This is a genomic window from Candidatus Planktophila sp. (assembly GCF_046070465.1).
Lineage (GTDB): Bacteria > Actinomycetota > Actinomycetes > Nanopelagicales > Nanopelagicaceae > Planktophila.
This window is the reverse complement of the sequence record NZ_JBJTMK010000031.1, coordinates 1-4,232: the sequence shown is the minus strand read 5'-3', so window position 1 is coordinate 4,232 and position 4,232 is coordinate 1. Positions and strand designations below refer to the sequence as shown.

Genomic DNA, 4,232 nt, shown 5'->3' with positions numbered 1-4,232 from the left:
ATCTGAATTCAGGATTGATTCCGCATGTGAGCTCGGCAAGGAAATGAGAGTAATAAATAGGGAAACCACCGCAAATCTGCGCATACAGCAATGCTATCGGCAATCTCTCAGGTTTCATTCACTGAGTTTTAACCGAGATATGACTTAATTCATCCATGGAATCACTCTTGTACTCAATCGCCGGCCTACCCGTTCATCCTCTTATCGTTCATTTTGCTGTTGTTATCTTGCCATTGGCTGCAACTGCGTTGATTGCCATGATTTACATGCCAAAGCTCAAGAGCCAATATTCCTTCATCACCACAGTTGCAGTCGTACTCGGATCAGCAGCAGTACTAGTTGCTAAACAATCCGGCGAAGCTCTCTCAGAGAAGATTGGTACACCAGTGAAACATGCGGATTATGCATCGCTCTTAACCTACACAGCCTTTGTCTTTATGGTGCTTACCTTGATTTGGTACCGCTCTAGTAAAGGTCGTAAAGCTCGCGCGGTGACACCACTAGGTCACACAACAGTTCTTGCTGCCATTGCAGTATTGGTACTTACTTTCCTCACAGGGCATACCGGTGCCGAAGCTGTCTGGAAAGGCAAGTTACCGGAAGCAACTTCTGCCGCAGCAAAGGCATCAGCTACTCCCAAGGCGACTGCGACTAGCAAGGTGGCTGGCACTTACAACGCAGCCGACTTGAAGAAACATGCAACCGCTGCCAGCTGCTGGTCGGCAATCAATGGAAATGTTTACGACCTCACCAAGTGGATCAATCGTCATCCAGGTGGAGCTTCTGTTATTAAGGGTCTCTGCGGACGTGATGGTTCAGCAGGATTTAATGGTCAGCATGGCGGCCAAAGTCGACCTGCCAGCGAGCTCGCGGCCTTCAAGATTGGTAAGTTCGCCTAGCTCTATGATTTGGGCATGAGAAAAGTTCTTTCGATTGCCCTCCTGCTCAACCTTGTTGGAATCACCCCACTTCATGCCGGCGAGATTTCTCGAACCTCAGTGAGAAATTGCGTCAACATTGCAACAGGTGACGCTCGACTTGTCTCAGAGAAAGTCACCAAGTGCAGCAAGAGTGAGAAGTTAGTGAAGTTGGTGATTCCAGCTTTGGCACCTGAATCTGTCGTGCACACAGGTTCGGGCGCTCCAGTAGATTTTCAAACTGGCCATGACGGAGATTTCTATATCGACTCTGCTGCCAAGAAAATCTATGGGCCTCGAATCGCCGGAGTTTGGGGTGCAGGTAGTTCGATGATTGGCGAATTAGGCGCCGTTGGTAAAACTGGTGCTGCGCTGATCAGTGGAATGGCAGCACCTGACTCACAAACTGGTTTTGTCGGAGACTTCTATCTCGATATCACCACAAAAATGATTTATGGACCGAAGTCAGAACGGGCAGGTTGGGGAGTCGGATCATCGATTACCGGCCCGCAGGGTCCGGTCGGTAGCCAGGGACCAACCGGTGCAACCGGTGCAGCAGGCGCACCTGGTGGATTTGGTGCCTACGGATCTTTCTATGACACCACAACAGTGATACTTGTACAAAATGTGGCCACACCAATTCCACTAGGAATAACACAATTTGCTAAGGACATCACGGTTACATCAGGAAGCAAAATCACTTTTTCAACATCTGGAAAATTTAGTATTGCGTTCTCATCCCAGGTCATCAAAGAAGATGCGGGAGATGACACCATCTCTATCTGGCTGTGTAAGGGGAGCAATGCTGGAGCATGTACTAATGTCCCTTGGACTAACACCGACATGATTTTCTCAGGTGCCAACTCACGTAACGTTGCCGCATGGAACTTCTTCGTCGACGCAACCTCTGGCGACTACTTCCAACTCATGATCTCTTCTGCCGGTACAACGCTAAGAACTAAAATTCTGAGCGTGCCAGCACAGAGCTCTCCAGCTCGCCCGGAGATTCCAGGCACAATATTGACTGTAAATCAGGTGGGATAGATGACCATTAAAATCTGGAAAGCAAAAGATGCAGCCAAATGCATCATCGTTCCAAGCGCGCTTGATCACAAATACTCTCGCGGAACTCTTGGCGCAATTACCGGTTCTGCCAAATATCCAGGTGCCGCGGTTTTAACAACAAGTGCTGCAATTGCAACTGGTCTAGGCGCGCTTCGCTTTCATAGCAATTCAGGGCTTGCTCATCTTGTTCTCCACCGCACACCTGAAGCTATTGTTCAACCTGGACCAGTGACTGCATGGCTTGCTGGATCTGGAATCGATTCCAAGAAATATAGTGATATCACTACATGGCTTCGCCATCTTTGGTTTGCGCTCCTCAATCGCCAGTCAGTTCCTACTGTTCTCGACGCAGGGGCACTTCACCTTGCAGGATCACTTGAGCAACCAACGCTGATTACTCCACATTCAGGCGAACTTTCAAAACTTCTTGCCCAACGTGGTCTGATTGTCAGCACCGAGCTTATTGAAGCTAATCCTCGCGAATGGGCGCAGAAAGCATCAGAACTGTTAGCGGTCACAGTTTTACTCAAAGGATTCAAGACTGTCATTGCGCAAGATGACTTCATCATCGAACTTCCACCTGCTACGACCTGGCTTGCAACCGCTGGCTCTGGTGATGTGCTGGCAGGAATTATTGGCGCACTCGTTGCAACTAATTACATTGAAATTCTCAATGACACCCGCAGACTTGCAGAGGTAGCGGCAACTGGCGCGCTCATTCATAACAAGGCAGCTGAAATTATCTCGGGCGGCGGCCCGGTAAGTGCATCGGGTATCGTCGAGGCAATTCCACAAGCGGTAGCCACAATCCTCAAATAGAGTGGGCGTTCCCTGAGGTAAGTTCACGTTATCTTCACAAGAGCATCACATCACTACTGCCAGCTCACTTTTGTCGATACCTTCATCGACATGGACACATTTACGATTGAAAAGCCACGAATCCTCATTCTCGATTGCAATCGCTTTGAACTTGCCACTTTAGCTGATTCATTGCGGATGCAAGGTCTCGATGTTGTTGGACAGGCATCAGATACCCAGAGCGCGCTTGCCCTCTTTCGCGCGGTACATCCTCACTCCGTCCTCTTTAACTATCAGGGCTGCGATCAATCATGTATCGACCTCCTCTTCACCTTCCGCAAACTCAATCCGTCACTCGGCATAGTCCTATTGACGGATTCTCCTGATTTACGTCTCTACGGAATTCGCCAGGAAGATTTGCCACATGGAACTCAACTCATTGAGAAATCAGCGCTGAGCGATCTCCATGAAATTCGCAACGCAGTTGATATCGCAAATCGGCCAGAATCTCGCACTGCTTGGGTAGCCAATGAGTGGGATGCATCGCTGAGCTCCCTCACCGATATCCAGATCGAAACTCTTCGCCTCTTGGCGCTGGGTCTTAGTAACTCCGATATCGGCAAGGCACGTTTTGTCAGTGAGAAATCCGTCGAACAAACTATCACTCGTATCGCGCAGCACCTTCATGTTGTGCACGAGAAGGGGCGCAATATGCGGGTAATTCTTGCCTCCGAGTACTTCAAGTGGCTTGGCTCTCCTCGAGAGCACGCGATCTAACTCAATAGCCGTACTGTAAAGTTCAGGGCATGTCCGCTGAACTTACCGTCGCTGATTTACGTGCACGGTGGAATGAGGTTCTCGATCTCCTAGAGCGCGCTAACCGTGTTGCATGGATGGCTTTCTTTGACGGCCGCCTCGAATCCTTTGATAACGGTCGTCTGACTCTCGATTTTTCAGATCCGGCAAAGCTTGCAACGGGCCATGATTTTCGTGAAGCTCGCCTGCGCATGGCACCTCAACTTCAAAGCGTGATTCGTGATGTCTTTGGTATCTCTGTCGTCATCATCGAAAAGTAAAAAACCATGAAGAAGGCAATCGCATCCCTCTCTGCAGCGGTAATGCTCTCTTTCCCTATTACTGCGGCACCTTCACAGGCGGCACCCGTTGAATCCATTCTTGCAATGGCCGGACCTGGCAATCGCATTCACGGTGCAGATATCTCGCGTTGGCAACATCCCAATGACAAGCCGATCAACTTCGCCAAGATGCATGCAGCAGGCCTACGCTTTGTCATGATTAAGGCATCGGATTCTCGGCAAGATTCAGATCGATTGGCAGTGAAATATCTAGCAGCAGACCGCAAAGGCGCGCAGGATGCAGGTATCTATACCGGCTTCTATCACTACGCAGTTCTGCCCGATGTCTCCACAAGTTCTGCAGTTGTACAAGATG

At 49.6% G+C, this 4,232-nt stretch carries 6 protein-coding genes; all 6 read left to right on the top strand.

The window, feature by feature from the left end; all coding sequences use genetic code 11:
• Positions 1 to 155 precede the first annotated feature (155 nt).
• Positions 156 to 899: a cytochrome b5 domain-containing protein gene (locus ACKOVI_RS01610; RefSeq protein WP_509602169.1), complete on the top strand. Its 744-nt coding sequence runs from the start codon at positions 156 to 158 to the stop codon at positions 897 to 899.
• Between the two features lie 15 nt (positions 900 to 914).
• Positions 915 to 1,961 (top strand): hypothetical protein, encoded by a 1,047-nt coding sequence (locus ACKOVI_RS01605; RefSeq protein ID WP_509602167.1) that lies wholly within the window; start codon positions 915 to 917, stop codon positions 1,959 to 1,961.
• Positions 1,962 to 2,801 carry an ADP-dependent NAD(P)H-hydrate dehydratase gene (locus tag ACKOVI_RS01600; RefSeq protein ID WP_509602165.1) on the top strand — a complete coding sequence of 280 codons (840 nt, stop codon included), beginning with the start codon at positions 1,962 to 1,964 and terminating at the stop codon, positions 2,799 to 2,801.
• Positions 2,802 to 2,891: 90 nt separating this feature from the next.
• Positions 2,892 to 3,557, top strand: coding sequence for a LuxR C-terminal-related transcriptional regulator (locus ACKOVI_RS01595; protein ID WP_509602163.1), 666 nt, complete (start codon positions 2,892 to 2,894; stop codon positions 3,555 to 3,557).
• Between the two features lie 29 nt (positions 3,558 to 3,586).
• Positions 3,587 to 3,856 (top strand): hypothetical protein, encoded by a 270-nt coding sequence (locus ACKOVI_RS01590; protein WP_509602161.1) that lies wholly within the window; start codon positions 3,587 to 3,589, stop codon positions 3,854 to 3,856.
• A gap of 6 nt (positions 3,857 to 3,862) precedes the next feature.
• Positions 3,863 to 4,232 (top strand): GH25 family lysozyme (locus tag ACKOVI_RS01585; RefSeq protein WP_509602159.1); only part of this gene is annotated, 370 nt, incomplete at its 3' end.

Excerpts from the sequence above, each read along its gene's own strand:
- ACKOVI_RS01610 (WP_509602169.1), top strand. The coding sequence starts at position 156 with ATGGAATCACTCTTGTACTCAATCGCCGGCCTACCCGTTCATCCTCTT.
- ACKOVI_RS01605 (WP_509602167.1), top strand. The coding sequence starts at position 915 with ATGAGAAAAGTTCTTTCGATTGCCCTCCTGCTCAACCTTGTTGGAATC.
- ACKOVI_RS01600 (WP_509602165.1), top strand. The coding sequence starts at position 1,962 with ATGACCATTAAAATCTGGAAAGCAAAAGATGCAGCCAAATGCATCATC.
- ACKOVI_RS01595 (WP_509602163.1), top strand. The coding sequence starts at position 2,892 with ATGGACACATTTACGATTGAAAAGCCACGAATCCTCATTCTCGATTGC.
- ACKOVI_RS01590 (WP_509602161.1), top strand. The coding sequence starts at position 3,587 with ATGTCCGCTGAACTTACCGTCGCTGATTTACGTGCACGGTGGAATGAG.